Genomic DNA, 353 nt, shown 5'->3' on the forward strand with positions numbered 1-353 from the left:
CGACAACATCACCTCCGATGCCTGCGATCAAGCCGGCATGACGGGCAGGGCCCGAATGGAGCCATCTGCTATTGCGCAAGCCAGAGGTAAGGCGGACGCCAATACCGATGCCTCTACAGTCACTAAATCAACCCGAACAGCCAAATCAACCAAACCGTCTGTGCTGAGCGTCAGGGCAGGGACGCATCTGGTGCGTGAATGGAATGGACGAACCTATCAGGTGGAAGCGCTGGAGAGGGGCTTTCGGCTGGATGGGAAGACATACCGGTCCTTGAGTGCCATTGCCAAGAAGATCACCGGTGCCCACTGGTCTGGCCCACGCTTTTTTGGATTGGAAAGCTGATGAAAAAAGT

1 protein-coding gene is annotated in these 353 nt (G+C 55.8%); it reads left to right on the plus strand.

Annotated features, from left to right (window positions below; genetic code table 11):
- Positions 1-343: DUF2924 domain-containing protein (locus tag SU32_RS17195; protein ID WP_144421196.1), on the plus strand; the 343-nt coding region annotated here is incomplete at its 5' end.
- Positions 344-353: the final 10 nt, after the last annotated feature.

This window comes from Ahrensia marina, assembly GCF_001293565.1.
Lineage (GTDB): Bacteria > Pseudomonadota > Alphaproteobacteria > Rhizobiales > Rhizobiaceae > Ahrensia > Ahrensia marina.